We start from the raw sequence: 428 nt of genomic DNA, 5'->3' as shown, positions 1-428 counted from the left end.
GGCATGGGCCCCCGTCCGAACACCGGCAAGCCGCACAAAGGCGAAGGGCACACCGCCCACGCCTACCTGCCCAGGGGGCTGAGGGTGGATCGTGTCAACCGGGTTTGGGCGATGGACATCACCTATGTCCCGTTGGCGGGTTGCCACATGTACCTGGTTGCCATCATGGACGTTTACAGCCGTCATATCGTGGGATGGTCGCTTTCCAGCACGATGACCACCCGTTGGTGCCGGGAGTGCCTTGAGGAGGCGATAGAGCGTCATGGCGCGCCGGAGATATTGAACACGGACCAAGGGAGCCAGTTCACCAGTCCGGAGTTCTCAGAGCCTTTCGAAGGGTTTTCCGGTTTGAGGTTCAGCATGGACGGCAAGGGCCGCGCAATCGACAATATCTTCATCGAGAGGTTCTGGCGGAGCCTCAAATACGA

2 protein-coding genes are annotated in these 428 nt (G+C 60.0%); both read left to right on the top strand.

All coding sequences use genetic code 11. From position 1 onward, the window contains the following. Positions 1-245 (top strand): hypothetical protein (locus D7D25_RS18660; protein WP_255417388.1); only part of this gene is annotated, 245 nt, incomplete at its 5' end. Then, the coding region (locus D7D25_RS18875) for a transposase (protein WP_370453871.1) at positions 148-428 on the top strand (281 nt) is incomplete at its 3' end. The genes D7D25_RS18660 and D7D25_RS18875, both read left to right, overlap by 98 nt.

Source organism: Proteiniphilum sp. X52 (assembly GCF_003712195.1).
Taxonomy (GTDB): Bacteria; Bacteroidota; Bacteroidia; order Bacteroidales; family Dysgonomonadaceae; genus Proteiniphilum.
The sequence above is the reverse complement of the archived record's forward strand: the minus strand, read 5'-3'. Positions and strand labels throughout refer to the sequence as shown.